We start from the raw sequence: 16442 nt of genomic DNA on the forward strand, positions 1-16442 counted from the left end.
CCGACACAGCGCGCTGTCCACCCGCTTGAAGTCGACGGCGAGCCGTCGGGTCAGCAAGGTCACGCGGTCACGTCCAGCAGGGAGTTGGTGAAGGACCGGTCCCAGTCCCCGTCGTCCGCGAGGGCCCCGTTCTCCGCGAGCCAGTGCGCGTAGGGACCCATGCGGTCCGTGTCGATCACGCCCCAGCGGCCGTCCTCGGCCGTCCAGGTGGGCGCGACGAGAGCGAGGGAACGCGCGATGAGGGGGCGGGGGAAGTACGGGATGACCCGCTCCAGCAGCTCCAGTGTCCGGTCCGGTTCCCGGGCGGCGGCCGTGTAGCCGCGGGCCGTCACGGCCAGGAAGTCCCGTACGAGCGAGGGCCGTTCCGCGAGCAGCCGTTCGCTCGTGCCCAGCAGGTAGCTGTGGTAGCGGGGCGCGCCGATCTCGTCCACCGGCCAGGTCACCCGCCGGTCCTCCGGCAGGTCGCCGCGCAGTGCGTCCCAGGACCAGTAGTTCCCGAACGTCGCGTCCGCCTCGCCGGCCTCGATGTCGTCGACGGTCAGCTCACGGCTGCCCGCGTCCACGGTGATCACGGTGTCCGGGTCGCCGCCGTCGGCCGCGACCAGATGACGGACCATCGCCCGGCCGCGCGGTGTCGGGTTGAAGGCGATCCGCCGGCCGGTGAGGTCGCGGGGGCGGGTGATGCCGGTCGATGCGGTGGTCTGGATCGCCTCCAGCCCCCGGTGGTTGACGGCGGCCACGGCGATCAGCGGCTGCCGGTGCCGGGCCCGGCGCTCCAGCAGTCTGTTCGGCGGGAAGATGCCGAAGTCCACCTCGCCCCGCGCCAGATACTCCAGCGTGTCGCCCCGCCCCGGGTCCTGCACCACCAGTTCCACGTCCAGACCGGCCTCGGCGAACCAGGCACGGGCACGGGAGACGTACAGACCGGCCGCATTGGGCCACGGGTGGAAATAGTCGAGCATGACCCGTATGTGAGGCATGGAGGTACTCCGGGAACTGCGCGCGGACGCGGCGGGGAGGGAGACGAGAGGGTGGGGCGTGTCAGCGGGAGCGGCGACAACAACAGGAGCGGCACACCGGGGCACAGGCCACCGGAGGCTTCGGCTCTACTGCTGCGGACACGTGAACTCCTACGCGGGGCACCTGGTTGGTGCGGTTGGTGCGGTCGGCGTCCCCATGGGGACCGTGCTCGGCGCACGGATCCCAGACGCCCTCTCAGCCCGGTCGGGGAGGGGCTCCCGCGTAGATGGCCGAACCATAACGGCAGCCGACCCGCGCCGCGCAAGCATGATCCGAAATGTGAGACGAGGCCGCCCGACGGGCAAGACGCCCAGGTCGCGGGCGTAGCATCGGCCGCCATGACCCCCTCCCCGCTGCCCGGTCCCCTGGTCGACGACGCGTGGCTGGCCGCCCGTCTCGGCGATCCGCGTCTGGTGGTGCTGGACGCCACCGCGCTGCTGCCCTCGCCGCGGCACGACGGCGACCACCGCTCGGCGAGCGGTCGCGACGGCTGGCGGGAGCGTCGTCTTCCCGGCTCCCGGCACGCCGATCTGACCGGCGACTTCTCGGACCCGGAGGCGCCGTACCACTTCGCGGTGCCGTCCCCCGGGGCGCTGGCCGCCGCCCTCGCCCGGGTGGGGGTGGGCGAGGGCTGCTCGGTGGTCGCCTACGACACCGGGGGCGGGATCTGGGCCGCGCGGCTGTGGTGGATGCTGCGCGCGATCTCGGTGCCCGCGGCCGTGCTCGACGGCGGCCTGGAGACCTGGGCGGCGGCGGGCCGGCCGGTCGTCTCCGGCGAGGTGGCGGAGCCGGTGCGGCCGGTCGCCCCGGTCACCCCGCGACCGCGTCCCGAACTGTGGACCGATGTCCACGAAGTGGGCGCGATCAGCCGGGGAGAGCGCCCGGGGACACTCGTCTGCGCCCTGCCCGCGGGCGGGTACGACGGCTCCGTCCCCACGCGCTACGGCCGCCGGGGACACATCCCCGCGAGCCGCAGTCTTCCCGGTCGCGAACTGCTCGACGCGCAGGGCCGGATGCTGCCCCCGGACGACCTCGCCGCTCGCGTCGGCGCCGTGCTCGGCACCCGGGACACCCCGGTCGTGCTGTACTGCGGCGGGGGCATCTCGGCCGCGGGGACGGCACTGGCCCTCACGCTGCTGGGTCGTGCGGACGTCTCGTTGTACGACGGCTCGCTGGAGGAGTGGTCGCAGGATCCGGCGCGACCGCTGGAGACGGGCGCCTGACCGCGGCGGGCTCCCGCCGCAGCACCGCGCTCAGCACCAGCCCCACCCCGAGCAGCCCCGCGCACACCACCGACGCCACGGCGAACGCCGTCCTCGGCGCTCCCGCCACGCCCTCCGCCCCCGTCGACCCCCGCAGATAGATCCCGGACACCGCGCTCAGGCACACCGCCGCCGCGATGCGCTGGGCCATCTGCAGGATGCCGCCCGCCACCCCCGCCGCCTCGGCGGGCGCGTGCCGGAGCACCCGGGTCTGGTTGGGGGAGACCGCCAGACCGCCCGCGACCCCCGAGCCCAGCTGGACCACGGCCAGCGCCACGGGCAGCACGGCCGGCGGCAGACGCGTCGCCGCCAGCGCGCCGGCCAGCAACGCGAGGACCCCCAGAGCCAGTCCGGCGGTGACCGTGTGCGCGCCGATCCGGCGCACCACCCGCCACGCCACCGCCGAGGACACGCCCATGGCGACGGCCGACGGCAGGGTCACCGCCGCCGTGGTCAGCGCCGACAGGCCGAGCCCGCTCTGGAGGAACAGCGCCAGCACGAGACTCGCCGCCATCGACGCGCCGAACTGCGCCATCGCGACCACCGTGCCGAGCACGTACGGCGCCGACCGCACCAGCGACGGATGCACCAGCGGCACCCGGTCCCGCCGTACCCGCCACCACTGCCCCAGCACCAGACCGCCCGCCGCCGCCAGTGCCGCCGCTCCCCACAGCGCGATCCCCCGGCCTCCGTCGGGCGTCCTGATGAACGGCAGCATCAGCGACAGCGCCAGCGCCGCGACGCACACCAGTCCCCACACGTCGAGGCGGCCGGGCGCGGCGACCCGCCGGGGCGGGGGCAGCCGGCGGGCCGCCAGCCACAGGGTGAGCACCCCGCACGGCGTGCTCAGCAACAGGCACAGCCGCCAGCCCGTGTCGGCACCGCACAGGGCGACCAGGGCGCCGCCGAGCGCCGGACCCAGCGCCGCCGCCACCCCGCCGGTGACCGCGTACAGGCCGAGGGCACGCGCCCGGTCCAGGCCCCGGAAGACGTCCTGGAGGGTGCCGATCACCTGGGAGTTCACCAGACCCGCACCCGCGCCCTGCACCAGCCGGGCCGCCACCACCGTGCCGGGCCGGGTCCCGGTGGCGGCGACCACACCGCACACCACGAACGTGGCGAGGCCGACGAGGAACAGGTGTTTGCGGCCGCGCACATCCCCCAGACTGCCGCCGGGCACCAGGGCCAGTCCGAAGGCGAGCGAGTAGCCGGAGACGATCCACTGCACGTCCATGGCGCCGGCGGACAGCGACTGACGCAGCGCCGGCACGGCGATGGTGAGGACCGACTGGTCCAGCAGGGTCGTCGCCCCGGCCGCCAGACAGACCGTCAGCACCCGCCGGGCCGCGCGATCCTCTCCCGGGAGCATGGCCTCATGATCACACCGTCCGGACGCGGGAGTCCCGCCGCCGGTCCACCTGTTCGCACGACGGAAACACCCCGTTCGCACAGGGCCCGACGGCGGGCGCGGCCGGGGACGGCATCTCCCTCCCCCGAAGGAGACGTCGTCCCCGGCCCTTCCCCCGGCGCCGGACAGTGGTCTGCACGCGGTCCCGTGCCGCTCACCAGCACATGACCGCCGTCTCGCCCGAACCCCAGCCGGAGTACAGGCGGACCCGCACGAAGTAGCGGCGGCCCTTGACGAGCCGCGCCCCGATCGTGGCGTTGCGCGGGGTGCCGCCGTCGTCCCGGCCGGCGAGGAAACGGGGTTCGCCGTCCCGTTCCTCGAAGACCACCACGACCGCGTCACCCTCCCCGAAGGTGCCCACCGTGTACTCCCGGGTCTCCCGTGGCTCCACGGTGAAGTCGGCCTGCTCACCGGGGCCCAGCGACAGCGCCACCGAGCGGAACGGCACCAGCGCCGGCGGCCGCGGTGCGGCGAGCGGCGGGTACCAGCGCAGCACGAACTCCTCGTCCAGCGGGGAGAGCGCCCCCGGCGGGTGGATCCCGCCCCGGAACTGCTCCGGCTCCAGGATCAGCCCCGCCGCGAAGGGGTACTCCATCACGGACTGCGGATCCCACACCGAGCCGTTGACCTCGGCCGGATCCAGCTTGCGCAGGACGTTGAAGTACGTGCGGTCCCGGCTCCAGTGGTTCGGCGGGCCCGCCAGATCGGCGTAGACCGCCTCGTCGTCCCAGTGGATGCCCGCGAACGGGCTCTGGTGCTCGTGCTGCATGCCGAGCGCGTGCCCGATCTCGTGCAGGGCCGTCGCCCGCTCCCCGGGGGCGGTCAGGTCCCAGCCGAAGTTCATGGTCCGCTCGTTGAGTCCCGCGAACAGCGCGTCCCGGCCCACCGCCGACCAGGACCCGTCCCCCTGCTGGAAGCCGATGCGCAGCTCCGCCTCCGAACGGTCCGCGACCTCGGCGAACGACACCCCGATCCCCAGCCCGGCCCACTCGCGGAAGCAGTCGCGCACCACGTCCCGCTGCTCCTCGCCGCCCACCCACGACACCCGCCGGGTGCCCCCCGAACCCGGCACCGGTATCACCGAGGCATCGCTCTCGCCGGTGCAGAAGTGGTAGTGCAGGACCGTGCCGTTGACCCACATCCGGCGCCCGCTCAGGAGCGCGCCCAGCCGCTCGGCGGCCAGCCCCGGCGCGAAGGCGGGGACCGGCTGCTGCGCGAGCGAGCAGTAACGGGCGGTCATGGGCACCAGCGTGCCGTGACGGCCGGGCCGAACGCCTGAGTCGGGGGCTACTCAAGTCGCCCTGTATCAGACCTGAGCATCCGGGCTCCTGATGACGTGACGACGATCGAGACGCGTACCGGGGCCCTGCGCCTGCCGCTGCCGTTCACCGGTCGGGAGGAGGAACGGGAGCTGGTGCGCAGTGCGCTGGCGGCGGGCCGGCCGGGCATCGTGCTGACGGGACCGCCGGGCTGCGGCCGCACCCGGCTGGCGGCCGAGGCGGTCCGCTCCACCGACTGCGTCCGCGCGGCCGGCACCCCCGGCGCCCGGGGCACCGCCTTCGCCGCGTTCGCCCATCTGCTCCCCGAGCGCGTCACCCTCCACCGGGCCGTCCGGCTCCTGTCCGGCGTCAAACTGCTGCTGGTCGACGACGCCCATCTCCTCGACGACGCCTCCGCCGCGCTGCTGCACCAGCTCGCCGTCCGGGGCCGCACCCGGCTGCTGGTCGTCGTCACCGAGGGCGTCCGCGCGCCCGACGCCGTCACCCGGCTGTGGACCGGCGAGCTGCTGCCCCGGCTGGCCCTGGAGCCGCTCCCCGCCGAGGACGTCGCCCAGGTGCTCACGGCCGACGCGGGCGGCCCCCTCGCCCCCCTCACCGTCGGCCGGCTGCACCGCCTGTGCCGGGGCGATCTGCGCCTGCTGCGCGACCTCCTGGCCGCCGTACGCGACGAGGGCCTGCTCATCCCGGCGCCCGGCACCGAGGAGCCGGCCTGGCGCGGGCCGGTCCCGCTGACCCCCACCCTGCGCGAACGTGCCGCCCCCGTCCTGACCCGCCCGTGCCCGGAGGAACGCGAGACCCTCGACCGGCTCGCCTTCGCCGAACCCCTGCCGCTGCCCGTGGACACCCTCGACCTGAGGGTCCTCGAACGCCTGGAGGCGGACGGCCTGATCGCGGCGGAGGACGGCGAGCCCGCGACCGTACGCCTCGCCGACCCCCTCCACGGTCCCGTGCTGCGGGCCGCCGCCGGCCGGCTGCGCACACGGCGCCTGACCGCCGGCCGCCGGCCCCTGGAGGACGCCCTCGACGCCGAGGCGGCCGCCCTGGCCCACGGCATCGCCCGGGCCGACCTCCGCGCCGGGCGGGCCCCGGTGGGGGAGTGGCTGGTCGCCGAGGGGGAGACCGTCCCGCCCGGGTACGCGGCCGTCCGCGCCCGCCACGCACGCCTGCGCGGACAGCCCCGCGAGGCCGCGGCCTGGGCGAGGGAGGGCCTGGCGAGCACGACGGCGAACACCGCCCGCGGCCACGAGACCGGCGGCGCGGCGGCCAACTCCGCCCGCCGCGACGAGACCGGCGGTGCGGTGGCGGGCAGCGCGTGCCGTGACGACGACGGTGCCGGTGCGGTGGCGGGCGGCGCGTGCCGTGGCGGCGAGACCGGCGGTGCGGCGGCGAACACCGCCCGCGGCCACGAGACCGGCGGCGCGGCGGCCAACTCCGCCCGCCGCGACGAGACCGGCGGTGCGGCGGCGGGCAGCGCATGCCGTGACGACGACGGTGCCGGTGCGGTGGCGGGCGGCGCGTGCCGTGGCGGCGAGACCGGCGGTGCGGTGGCGGGCAGCGCGTGCCGTGGCGGCGAGACCGGCGGTGCGGCGGCGGGCAGCGCGTGCCGTGGCGAGGGCGTCGGTGCGGCGGCTGTCCTCGCATGCCGTCGCGAACTTGCCCTGGCAGCAGTCGAGTTGGGCGAGTCGGAGCCTGCCGGGGACGGGGGCGGTGACCCCTACGCCGCCGTACGCCTCGGCGCCCCCGAACGCGCGCTCGGTCTGCTTCCGCCCGGCGGTGTCTTCGCCCGGCACGCCCAGGCCCTCGCCGACGCCGACGGTCCCGCCCTGAACCGGGTCGCGGAGGAGCTGGCGGAGCGCGGGTTCCTGCTGTTCGCGGCGGAGGCGCACGCCCAGGCGGTACGGGTCCACCGCGACCCCACGGCCGCCCGCACCGCCCGCACCCGGGCCGTCGCCCTGGCCCGCCGCTGCCCCGGCGCGCGCACCCCGGCCCTGTCCGGACCCGCCCTGGGCGAACTCACCGCCCGGCAACGGCAGATCGTCACCCTCGCCGCCGCCGGTCTGAGCAACCGTCAGATCGCCGAGCGGCTCACCCTGTCCGTCCGCACGGTCGGCAACCACCTCTACGGCGCCTACACCCGCCTCGGCGCCGGGGACCGGGCGGCCCTGCCCTGCCTGATGGAACAACCCGCCTAGCGGTCAGGGGTGTTCACGCCGCGCCGAACGCCGTGAACGCCCACCCCGTCGCCTGGTGCAGCGCGTCCCCCGGCAGTGCGGCCCGGGCGTCGCGCAGCGCCTCCGCGAGACCGGCGCCGTCGCTGAGGCCCTTGTGCAGCGCCAGCATCAGCGGCACCACCGCCGCGTCGTTCACCGGAGCGCTGCTCGCCACCACGCCCGCCGTGCCCAGCGGCAGCAACGCGGCGACCAGGCCGAGGAGTTCGTCGGCGCCGACCGAGGCCAGCCGGGCGGTGTCACAGCTGGAGAGGATGATCCGGTAGGGGCTGCGGGAGAGCCGCTCGAAGTCATGGACGATCAGCGGGCCGTCGGCCATCCGCAGCGCCGAGAACATCGGGCTGTCGGCGCGGAAGGTGCCGTGCGCGGCGATGTGCGCCAGCCCGGCCCCGTCCAGCTCCCGCAGCACCCGGTTGCCGTGCGCGTCGTCCTGCTCCAGCACCGTGGGCCTGCCGTACCGCCCCGCCACCTCCGGCACCTCGGCGCCGCCGGTCGCCAGCCCCGGCCCGCGCACCAGGACCTGCCGGCCGCCCGGCGGCGGCTCGGTGTCCCGGGCCCGCAGCCAGGCGCTCGCCGACGGCGACACGCTCACCACCCGCTCGCGCAGCGACGGCAGCAGCGCCCACGGGACCCGGTGCAGCCGTGCCGGGGGCACCACCACCACCGGCCCCGTGCCCAGCCGACCGGCCGCCTCGCCCAGCAGCAGCTCCTCCAGCCGCCGCCCCGCCGTCTCGGCCAGCGGCAGCCGCGCCTCCCCGCCCGGGTGGGCCAGCCGGCGCAGCGCCGACTGCACGTACTCGGCCTCGCGCTCCGCCTCCGCCAGCAGCCCGCCGGTGAACCTCCGCACCCGCCCCCCGCCGCACAGCAGCACCTGCACCCGCCCGTCCAGCACGGCGAGTTCGACGAGGTGCCCGTCCCCGAGCCGGTCCAGGAGCCGGCCCGCGTCGAACCGGCCGCCGTACCCCGGCGCATGACCGCGGATGTGCAGGGTCCGGGAACGGATCTCCCGCTCCAGCCGGCGCTGCTCCCGCTCCAGGGCGGGCACCGGCCGCCCGTCCATCCGGGCCTCCTCCGCGCGCGCCGCGATCACCCGGAACGCGGTCAGCCCGCTCAGCAGCGCCGGATCGGCGGGCGGCCGGGTCGGCGGGGTGGACAGGGCCGTCGCCCGCCAGCGCTCGCTCCACTCCAGCAGCCGGCGGGGCCCGCCCCGCTCCAGGCTCACCTGCTGGGCCAGCGCGGCCAGTTCGGCCCCCTGCGCGGTGGCCCGGGCCCGCAGCTCCGAGGCGCCCAGCGTCGTCCGGTGGTCGTCGAGGACGGCGAGTCCGCGCCGGCAGGCCTCCAGCACCCCCCGGTCCGACCCGGTGGCCCGGGCCCACAGCGCCTGGGCCGCCCAGCCCGTCATCCGCGCCAGCGGCGGCCCGCTGCGCCGGCTGCGCGCGGCGACCTCCAGATAGCGTTCGGCGTCCGCCGACCAGTCCAGGCCGAGGGCGATCCGGCCCGCCAGCAGCCAGGCCTCCGGTGCGGCCGGCGCCCCGAACGAGGACAGCCGCTCCGCCACCCTGACCGCGTCGGCGACCAGCCGTCCCGATCCCCGCCCGGCCGCCACCCGCGCGTCGATCAGCACGAGTTGGGCGTGCGCCTCCCACCAGGTGCGCCGCTGCCCGGCGAACAGCCGCACCGCGACCGCCGCCCGCGCGATCGCCGTCCCCGCGTCCCCCGCCAGCCGGGCGGCCTTGGCGGCGGCCAGCAGCAGTTCCGCCTTGCGGGTGGACTGGCCGCCGATGCCGTCCAGCACGGCTATGGCCGCGTCCGCCTCGGCGAGGGCCTCCGGCGCCAGCCCGGCCGCCATCAGCACCTCGCAGCGGCGGATGTTGAGCATGAAGGTGGGCGTGCCGAGCTTGGCGTACCGCTCCTCGGCCTCGTCGAGGAGCCGCAGCGCCGCCGGGACGTCCCCGGAGCGGAACGCGGCCAGCCCCCGGCTCTCCACCGCGTCCGCCTTGTCGTGCTCCTGGCCGGTGGTGTCCCACAGCGCCTCGGCCGCCGTGAAGTCCGCCTCCGCCCGCTCCACCGCCCCGAGCGCGAGGTGCACGGTGGCGCGCAGGGTCAGCGCACGCGCCGTCCAGATCACGTCGTCCGCCTGCCGCAGCACCGGGATCGCCCGCCGTACGTCCTCCAGCGCCTCCGGGTGGTGCCCGAGCACCCACCACGAATAGGCCCGCCGGTACAGCACGCGCGCGCGGGTGTGGCCGCTCCCGCGCGCGATCCCCCGCTCGAAGGCCGTCAGGCCCTGCCGGGTGCGGCCGGCGTGCACCAGCGCGACCCCGAGCGTGGCCAGTACGTCCGCCTCGCGCTCCGCGGAGTCCGCGCGGGCCGCCAGGTCGCGGGCGCGCCGCAGATGGTCCAGGGCGAGCCGCATGTCGCCCCAGTCGCGCTGCCAGATACCGATCACCTGATGCGCGACCGAGGCGCGCAACGGCGTCGGGTCGGCGTCGAGCACTCCCTCCGCCCGCGACAACGCGTCGTTGGGGGCGGCGAACACCATCGGCAGCAGTTCGAGAACCGGGTCGTTTCCCGCTGTCACTCCACGGATGGTAGTGCTCCGCACGGCAGGCCACACCGGTCGGGAGCCGTATCGGCCGGTATCGGCGGGCGGGCGGCGGGCCGGGGACGGCGAGGCAGGGGGCGTACGCACACAAGTACGCCACCCCGTTCCGCAACCGCACCACCGTCCCCGCCGTCGCACCACCTGTATCAGCGGACCGCCTCGCGGATCAGACTGACGACACACCGGCCAGGGGGAGGACACGGCATGGCACCACGGCGATTCCACGAACAGTTCGACCAGATCCAGCGCGCGCTGCCCGGCGTACCGCTCGCGATGGGGCCCGACGACTCCGCCGAGTTCATCTACGAGAAGGGCGTCGTGCTCGCCCGCGACGGAGAGGAGGCGCAGGTCGTCGAGGACACCGTCCGCGCCCACTTCACCGCGACCGACGGACTGACCGCCGACGACGTCAGCCGCGCGGGACCGCGCACCAACCGCTCCGGCATCACCCGCATCCGGGTCGGCGACCCCGGCCAGGGCGACCGCACCGCCGACCACGCCGTCGCCGGCGCCGTGCGCGCCCTGCGCGAGGCGGAGGGCCGTACCGGACGCCGCCTGGTCAGCCGCAACCACGTGGTGTCGATCTCCGTCAACGCCTGCCCCGGCGACGAACCCGTGCCCGCCCCGGCCACCGGCCTGCCCAACCCCGCCCCGGCCGAGGGCGGTCACGACCCGGACTCCGCCGTGGGCGTCCTGGTGATCGACACCGGCCTGATGCACGACTACCGCTCCTACCCGCCGCTCGCCCACACCGACGGCGACCTCCAGATCCAGGAGACCGACCAGGACGGCGTCCTCCAGCAGTACGTCGGCCACGGCACGTTCATCGCCGGACTGGTCGCGGCCGTCGCGCCCAACACCGACGTCACCGTGCGCAACACGCTCAACGACTGCGGCGCCATCCTCGAGGACGAGTTCGGCGAAAGGCTCTTCGACGCCGTGGAACAGGGCGGCTGGCCGGACATCCTCAGCCTCTCCGCCGGCACCTCCAACGGCCGGGTCGACGGCCTCCTCGGCCTCGACGCGTTCCTGCGGGCCCTGAGCGCACAGCGCACCCTGCTGGTCGCGGCCGCCGGCAACAACGCCAGCGCCACCCCCTTCTGGCCGGCCGCCTACGGTGCCCTGCCCGAGTACGCCGACGCCGTGCTGTCGGTCGGCGCGCTGCGCGCCGACGGCGAGTTCGGCGCCTGCTTCAGCAACCACGGCCCCTGGGTACGGGTCTACGCCCCCGGCGAGCGCCTCACCGGCGCCCTCACCGGGTTCTCGACACCCGTCCCGTACGTCTACCAGCACTCCACCTACGACAGCTGCCGCTACGGCTTCGGCTACGCCTGCACCTGCCGCTCCCCGCGCCACACCGGCGTGCTCAGCGACGGCGCGGGCAAGCCGGACCAGGTGATGTTCGAGGGGCTCGCCTCCTGGAGCGGGACCTCGTTCGCCACCCCCCTGGTCGCCGGGCTCGTCGCGGCCCACATGACCGTGAACAAGGAGACCGATCCCCGTGCCGCCGCCCGTCAACTGCTCGAGAAGAACACCGAGTTCGCCGAAGTGCGCGGGGCGCACGTCCCGGCGCTGCGCCCGTTCGGCTGGAGTGCGACCCCGGTCGGCCCGGCCTGAGCGCGCGGGCGGGAAGCCCGTGAGGTCCGAAGGAGCACCCGTCACGGCGTACGATGACAGGCCGTACACGAGGGGTGGGGCCGTGGACCGTACAGATGTCGGCGCGCTCGTCCGGTCGGCCGTCGACGGTGAAACGGCGGCCTGGAAGGCGCTCGTGGAAGGGCTGAGTCCGCTGGTGTGGTCGGTCGTGCGCGCACACCGGCTCTCCGAGGCCGACGGACACGAGGTCTACCAGACCGTGTGGTTCCGCTTCGCCCAGCACCTCGGCCGGATCCGCGAACCGGAGAAGGCGGGCTCGTGGATCGCGAGCACCGCGCGCAACGAGTGCCTGAAGGTGCTCAAGAGCTTAAGGCGGCTGACACCGACCGACGATCCCCAGCTGCTCGACCGCGCCAGCGAGGCACCGACGCCCGAGCAGTCGGTCCTCGACTCGGAGGAGGCGGCCGCGCAGAGCGAGCGCGTCCGCTTCCTGTGGCAGGAGCTCGAGGCGCTCGGCGACCGCTGCCGGCAGCTGCTGCGGGTGCTGGTCTCCTCGCCGCCGCCCAGCTACCAGGAGGTGTCGACCGCGCTCGGCATCGCCGTCGGCAGCATCGGACCGATGCGCCAGCGATGTCTGCGCCGTCTGCGGGCCCGACTCGACGCACGGGGAGCACTGTGAACGGCATGAGCGACGACAGGTTCCACGACCGGTTCCACGACAGGTCCGACGGCAGGTCCGACGACCGGGTGGACGAGGGGTTGAACGACGGCTTCGAGGAGGGCTTCGAGGACGACGAGTTCGACCTCGGGAGCCTGGAGGAGGAGCTCCGCCAGGCCGCCGCCATCCTCGATCCGGTCCCGGCGGAGCTGTGCCGGATCGCCGTCGAGGCGTACGCACTGCACGATCTGGACGCCCGGATCGCCGAGCTGACCTTCGACTCGCTGACCGACGCGATCCCCGTCAGGGGAGCCGGGGACGTGCCGCGGATGCTGACCTTCCACACCGGTGGCCTCACGGTCGACGTGGAGGTGTCCGAGGAGGGACTGCTGGGGCAGCTGCTGCCGCCGCAGTCCGCCTCGGTCGAGGTCCTGCACGGCCCGCGCGCGGGGGCCGCGCTCACCGCCGACGCCATGGGCCGCTTCGCCTGCCCCACCCCGCCCACCGGCCCGTTCGCCCTGCGGCTGCGGACCGGCGGCGAGGTGGTCGTCACCGAGTGGATGCGGGCCTGACCGCGGGCGGCCCTCAGGACACGGCGTCCACCAGGGCCGCGAGGGCCGAGGCCAGCCGGGGCAGTCCCGCCCCGGCCGGCCCGCCCGGCTCGCTCAGGTAGGTGTCCCGCCGGATCTCCACCATCAGCGCGGACACCGCGGGCTCCCGCCCGTAGTGCTCCAGCGGCACGTACGTCCCGGCGAACGGGCTGTCCAGCCCGGTCTCCCCGATCCCCGCGAACGCGGCCCGCGCGGCGGCGAGCAGCTCCGGCGGGGTGTGGAAGGCGTCGGTGCCCAGACAGACCGGCGGACGCGGCCCCGCGCCGTGCAGCTCGTAGGGCAGCCGCTCGGCGGGATACGAGTGCACGTCGACCACGACGGCCCGCCCGACCGCCGCGAGCCGCTCCCGCACCGCCTCGGTCATGGCGTCGGCGTACGGCCGGAAGTACCGCTCGACCAGCGGCCCGGGGTCGTGGCCGGCGCCCCGCAGCACCTCCCCGTGCGTGGTCCGCGTGTACACGGCCCCCATCCCGACCGCCCGCATCTCCTCCCGCTCGTCCGGGAACCGCTCCGGATCGACGACCAGCCGCGACAGCCGGTTGACGAACCGCCAGGGCGTCACCCCCGCCAGCCGGGCCGCCTCCTCGGCGATCCGGTCGGTGTGCGCGTCGGTGATGTGGTCCAGCTCCCGCTCCAGCGCCGCGTCCTCCAGCACGATGTCCGCCCGCACCCCGGCCGGGATCTCCCGCGCCGCGTGCGGCACATGCAGGATCACCGGCGACGCGGCCGCTCCGGGGAGAAGGACGAAGGAGGGTGCGGCAGGGGTCATCGGGCGGCTCCCGGGGCGTTGTCAGTGGCGTGGTGCATGATCGGTGGTGCGGGCGCGGACGCCTGCGGAGATGCCATCACAGCACGACGGGGCGCGAGGGCGGGGACGGGCATGGCAGTGACGAACGAGCAGGTGACGGGGCACGCGTTCCTGAAGGCGCTGTACCGGGACGACTACTACCCGGACCCCGTGGTGGACCGCGGCCGGGACATCCTGCTGCGGCTGTGCGCGCGCGTCGAGGCGGAGCGGCCCGCGGACCTCGACGGGCTGTACGCCCTGACGCACGCCGCCACCGAGGAGTTCAACATGCTCCAGGACGCCTTCTGGGAGGCCGGCAGCGAGATCGAGACGGTGGCCCGGGAGGAGATAGCCGAGGACTTCTGGTTCGTCGCCCGGGCCTACGGCTTCACCGACGCGGACCTGGAGGAGCTCATCGCCACCCGGGACTGGTGACCGCCGTACCGAGGAGCTCCCGCACGAGCGCGGCGACCTGCTCCGTCTCGATCAGGAACCCGTCGTGGCCGTACGGCGACCCGATCACCCGGAGCCGGTCGGCGGACGGGATCAGGGCCGCCAGCTCGGCCTGCTGGGCGAGCGGATAGAGCCGGTCGGAGTCCACGCCGGCCACCAGGGTGGGCGCGGTCACCCGGCCGAGGGCGGCCCGCGCCCCGCCCCGGCCCCGGCCGGCGTCGTGCGCGTTCATCGCCTCGGACAGCACCACATAGCTGGCCGCGTCGAACCGCCGCACCAGCTTGGCCGCGTGATGGTCGAGATACGAGCCCACCTGGTAGCGCCCGCCCCGGAAGGGGTCCTCCCCCTCCTGGGGCGCACGGCCGAAGCGGGTCCGCAGCTCCGGCTCGCTGCGGTAGGTGACATGGGCGAGCCGGCGGGCGAGACCCAGTCCGCCGAGGGGGCCACGGCCGGTGTCGTGGTAGTCGCCGCCCTGCCAGTGCGGGTCGGCGCGCACGGCCCCGGTCTGGATCTGCACCCAGGCGATCTGCTCCGCGCTCGCCGCCGCCGTCGTGGCGAGCAGCAGCAGGGCGCCGACCCGCTCCGGGCGGGACACGGCCCACTCCACCGCCCTCATGCCGCCCATCGAGCCGCCGACGACCAGCGCCCAGCGCGCCACCCCGAGGGCGTCCGCGAGCCCCGCCTCGGCGGCGACCTGGTCGCGCTGGGTCAGGAAGGGGAAGGCCCCGCCCCAGCTCCGGCGCCCGTCGGGGCGCGCCGAGGCCGGGCCCGTACTGCCCTGGCAGCCGCCGAGCACATTGGGCGCGACCACGAACCAGCGGTCGGTGTCGAGCGGCCGCCCCGGACCGACCAGAGCGTCCCACCAGCCGGCCGTCGGATGCCCCTCGCCGGCCGCTCCGGCGACATGGCTGTCCCCGGTGAGCGCGTGCAGCACCAGCACGGCGTTGGAGGCGTCCGGCGCGAGCCGCCCCCAGGTCTCGAACGCCAGCCGTACGCCCGGCAGTTCACCGCCCGCCTCCAGGGCGAGGGGGCGCTCGGCCCGGTACCAGCGCCGCCGCCCGGGCGGGTCCCCCTCCCGCCAGGCCCCGGTGGCCGGCGGCAGGGAGACCTCCTTCGGCAGCGTCACCTAGGCGCCCTTGGCCGCGCGGAAACCGGCCTCCAGGTCGGCCTTCAGATCGGCGAGGTTCTCGATGCCGACCGACAGCCGCACCAGGCCCGGCGAGGTGCCGGTGGCCGCCAGCTGCTCCTCGTCGAGCTGGCTGTGGGTCGTGGACGCCGGATGGATGATCAGGCTGCGCACATCGCCGATGTTCGCCAGATGGCTGAACAGCTCCACCGCGTCCACGAACCGCTTGCCCGCCTCGATGCCGTCCCGCAGCTCGAAGGAGACGATCGCGCCCGCGCCCTGCGGCAGGTACTTCCGCCCCGCCTCGTACCACCTGCTGGACTCCAGGCCCGCGTAGTGGACGACGGCGACCTCGTCCCGCCGCTCCAGCCACTCGGCGAGCGCGAGCGCGTTCGCCGAGTGCCGCTCGATGCGCAGGCTCAGCGTCTCCACGCCCTGGAGCAGCAGGAACGCCGAGTGCGGGGAGAGCGCCGGACCGAGGTCGCGCAGCAGCTGGACCCGCAGCTTGATCGCGTACGCCCCCGGGCCGAGCGCCGGCCAGTACCGCAGGCCGTGGTAGCTGGGGTCGGGCTCGCTGAAGTCGGGGAAGCGCTCCGGGTGCGCGCCGAAGTCGAAGGTGCCGCCGTCCACCACCACACCGGCGATCGTGGTGCCGTGCCCGCCGAGGAACTTGGTGGCCGAGTGCACGACGACGTCCGCGCCGTGCTCGATCGGCCGCACCAGGTACGGCGTCGGCACGGTGTTGTCCACGATCAGCGGGACGCCCGCCGCGTGCGCCACGTCCGCGACCGCCCGGATGTCGAGGACGTTGCCGCGCGGGTTGCCCAGCGACTCCGCGAACAGCGCCTTGGTGTGCGGCCGGATCGCCGCCCGCCAGGCCTCCGGGTCGTCCGGGTCGTCCACGAACGACACCTCGATGCCGAACCGCGGCAGGGTGTGCCGCAGCAGGTTGTACGTGCCGCCGTACAGGGAGGTGCTGGACACGATGTGGTCGCCCGCGCGCGCCACCGTCAGGATCGCGAGGGTCTCCGCCGCCTGCCCGGACGCCAGCGCGACCGCGGCCACGCCGCCCTCCAGGGCCGCGATCCGCTGTTCGAGGACGTCCTGGGTGGGGTTGTGGATCCGGGTGTAGATGTTGCCCGGCTCGGCGAGCGCGAACAGGTCGGCGGCATGCCGGGTGTCCCGGAACACGAAGGACGTGGTCTGGTAGATCGGGGTGGCGCGGGCGCCGGTGACCGGATCGGGGGCGGCCCCGGCGTGGATCTGCCGGGTCTCGAACGACCAGGCCGAGGTGTCGGACTGCGTGCTCATGGTGCTCCTCGTGCTCCTCGTGCTCTGCGTGCGGGTGAGAGCGGGGGACGTGCGAGGAGGAAAGCACGGCAGGCCGGGGCCGAACCGATCTGCAAAA

Annotated in this window: 13 protein-coding genes; 6 read left to right on the top strand and 7 right to left on the bottom strand. The window is 75.4% G+C overall.

Going from position 1 to position 16442, the window contains the following annotated elements; genetic code table 11:
• Positions 1-59: 59 nt before the first annotated feature.
• A complete protein-coding gene (locus ABZ490_RS04960) occupies positions 60-980 on the bottom strand; it encodes an ABC transporter substrate-binding protein (RefSeq protein ID WP_358984221.1) in 921 nt (306 codons plus the stop codon).
• A gap of 378 nt (positions 981-1358) precedes the next feature.
• Between ABZ490_RS04960 and ABZ490_RS04965 the strand changes: the two genes are divergently transcribed.
• Positions 1359-2243 carry a rhodanese-like domain-containing protein gene (locus ABZ490_RS04965; RefSeq protein WP_358984224.1) on the top strand — a complete coding sequence of 295 codons (885 nt, stop codon included), beginning with the start codon at positions 1359-1361 and terminating at the stop codon, positions 2241-2243.
• Here ABZ490_RS04965 and ABZ490_RS04970 read toward each other — a convergent pair.
• Positions 2149-3651, bottom strand: coding sequence for an MFS transporter (locus tag ABZ490_RS04970; RefSeq protein ID WP_358984227.1), 1503 nt, complete (start codon positions 3649-3651; stop codon positions 2149-2151). The two genes, ABZ490_RS04965 and ABZ490_RS04970, sit on opposite strands and share 95 nt — an antisense overlap.
• 193 nt (positions 3652-3844) lie before the next feature.
• On the bottom strand, positions 3845-4930 hold the full coding sequence (locus tag ABZ490_RS04975; RefSeq protein WP_358984230.1) for a M12 family metallopeptidase: 1086 nt from the start codon (positions 4928-4930) through the stop codon (positions 3845-3847).
• Between the two features lie 96 nt (positions 4931-5026).
• Between ABZ490_RS04975 and ABZ490_RS04980 the strand changes: the two genes are divergently transcribed.
• Positions 5027-7162, top strand: coding sequence for a LuxR C-terminal-related transcriptional regulator (locus tag ABZ490_RS04980; RefSeq protein ID WP_358984233.1), 2136 nt, complete (start codon positions 5027-5029; stop codon positions 7160-7162).
• A gap of 13 nt (positions 7163-7175) precedes the next feature.
• Here ABZ490_RS04980 and ABZ490_RS04985 read toward each other — a convergent pair whose 3' ends face one another.
• A complete protein-coding gene (locus ABZ490_RS04985) occupies positions 7176-9740 on the bottom strand; it encodes a CHAT domain-containing tetratricopeptide repeat protein (RefSeq protein ID WP_358984340.1) in 2565 nt (854 codons plus the stop codon).
• 267 nt (positions 9741-10007) lie between these two features.
• Here ABZ490_RS04985 and ABZ490_RS04990 point away from each other — a divergent pair, with 267 nt between their 5' ends.
• From ABZ490_RS04990 to ABZ490_RS05000, 3 genes are all read left to right on the top strand, one after another.
• Positions 10008-11420 carry a S8/S53 family peptidase gene (locus ABZ490_RS04990; protein ID WP_358984236.1) on the top strand — a complete coding sequence of 471 codons (1413 nt, stop codon included), beginning with the start codon at positions 10008-10010 and terminating at the stop codon, positions 11418-11420.
• Positions 11421-11502: 82 nt separating this feature from the next.
• The gene (locus ABZ490_RS04995) at positions 11503-12078 is read left to right on the top strand and encodes a sigma-70 family RNA polymerase sigma factor (protein ID WP_358984239.1); all 576 of its coding nucleotides are present in this window, start codon (positions 11503-11505) and stop codon (positions 12076-12078) included.
• A gap of 5 nt (positions 12079-12083) precedes the next feature.
• Positions 12084-12629, top strand: coding sequence for a hypothetical protein (locus tag ABZ490_RS05000; protein ID WP_358984242.1), 546 nt, complete (start codon positions 12084-12086; stop codon positions 12627-12629).
• A 13-nt stretch (positions 12630-12642) separates the two neighbouring features.
• Here ABZ490_RS05000 and ABZ490_RS05005 read toward each other — a convergent pair whose 3' ends face one another.
• Positions 12643-13437 carry an N-formylglutamate amidohydrolase gene (locus ABZ490_RS05005; RefSeq protein ID WP_358984245.1) on the bottom strand — a complete coding sequence of 265 codons (795 nt, stop codon included), beginning with the start codon at positions 13435-13437 and terminating at the stop codon, positions 12643-12645.
• Between the two features lie 111 nt (positions 13438-13548).
• Between ABZ490_RS05005 and ABZ490_RS05010 the strand changes: the two genes are divergently transcribed.
• Positions 13549-13890 carry a DUF5713 family protein gene (locus tag ABZ490_RS05010; protein WP_358984248.1) on the top strand — a complete coding sequence of 114 codons (342 nt, stop codon included), beginning with the start codon at positions 13549-13551 and terminating at the stop codon, positions 13888-13890.
• Here the strand turns inward: ABZ490_RS05010 and ABZ490_RS05015 are convergent.
• Positions 13868-15034 (bottom strand): homoserine O-acetyltransferase, encoded by a 1167-nt coding sequence (locus tag ABZ490_RS05015; protein ID WP_358984253.1) that lies wholly within the window; start codon positions 15032-15034, stop codon positions 13868-13870. The two genes, ABZ490_RS05010 and ABZ490_RS05015, sit on opposite strands and share 23 nt — an antisense overlap.
• Complete coding sequence (locus ABZ490_RS05020) at positions 15035-16345, bottom strand: bifunctional o-acetylhomoserine/o-acetylserine sulfhydrylase (protein ID WP_358984256.1); 1311 nt, start codon at positions 16343-16345, stop codon at positions 15035-15037. It lies immediately after the preceding gene.
• Positions 16346-16442 lie beyond the last annotated feature (97 nt).

The organism is Streptomyces sp. NPDC005811, assembly GCF_040630405.1.
Taxonomy (GTDB): Bacteria; Actinomycetota; Actinomycetes; order Streptomycetales; family Streptomycetaceae; genus Streptomyces.

Coding starts and splice junctions, on each gene's coding strand:
- ABZ490_RS04970 (WP_358984227.1), bottom strand. CDS start 3,651: ATGCTCCCGGGAGAGGATCGCGCGGCCCGGCGGGTGCTGACGGTCTGT.
- ABZ490_RS05010 (WP_358984248.1), top strand. CDS start 13,549: ATGGCAGTGACGAACGAGCAGGTGACGGGGCACGCGTTCCTGAAGGCG.
- ABZ490_RS04990 (WP_358984236.1), top strand. CDS start 10,008: ATGGCACCACGGCGATTCCACGAACAGTTCGACCAGATCCAGCGCGCG.
- ABZ490_RS04975 (WP_358984230.1), bottom strand. CDS start 4,930: ATGACCGCCCGTTACTGCTCGCTCGCGCAGCAGCCGGTCCCCGCCTTC.
- ABZ490_RS05020 (WP_358984256.1), bottom strand. CDS start 16,345: ATGAGCACGCAGTCCGACACCTCGGCCTGGTCGTTCGAGACCCGGCAG.
- ABZ490_RS05005 (WP_358984245.1), bottom strand. CDS start 13,437: ATGACCCCTGCCGCACCCTCCTTCGTCCTTCTCCCCGGAGCGGCCGCG.
- ABZ490_RS04960 (WP_358984221.1), bottom strand. CDS start 980: ATGCCTCACATACGGGTCATGCTCGACTATTTCCACCCGTGGCCCAAT.
- ABZ490_RS04985 (WP_358984340.1), bottom strand. CDS start 9,740: ATGGTGTTCGCCGCCCCCAACGACGCGTTGTCGCGGGCGGAGGGAGTG.
- ABZ490_RS05000 (WP_358984242.1), top strand. CDS start 12,084: ATGAGCGACGACAGGTTCCACGACCGGTTCCACGACAGGTCCGACGGC.
- ABZ490_RS04965 (WP_358984224.1), top strand. CDS start 1,359: ATGACCCCCTCCCCGCTGCCCGGTCCCCTGGTCGACGACGCGTGGCTG.